Genomic DNA, 246 nt, shown 5'->3' with positions numbered 1-246 from the left:
AGCAGCCACCCTTGAAAGAGTGCGTAATAGCTCACTGGTCAAGTGGTCCTGCGCCGACAATGTAGCGGGGCTTAAGCACACCGCCGAAGCTGTGTCATTCGTGCAATACATCGGCTTCATCCCTTGAGGGTGTTGTCTAGTGGCACGGATGGGTAGGGGAGCGTCCTGCATCCAGGGAAGCCACGGTGGAAACCAGTGGTGGAGGGTGTGGGAGTGAGAATGCAGGCATGAGTAGCGAATGCAGAG

Annotated in this window: 1 rRNA gene; it reads left to right on the top strand. The window is 56.9% G+C overall.

What is annotated here, in order from left to right:
* Positions 1 to 246, top strand: a 23S ribosomal RNA gene (locus OO60_RS44395); the annotation flags it as partial.

Source organism: Amycolatopsis vancoresmycina (assembly GCF_000716785.1).
GTDB classification, from domain to species: Bacteria; Actinomycetota; Actinomycetes; order Mycobacteriales; family Pseudonocardiaceae; genus Amycolatopsis; species Amycolatopsis vancoresmycina.
Note: the sequence above shows the minus strand (reverse complement) of the source record. Positions and strands in the feature narration are given on the sequence as shown.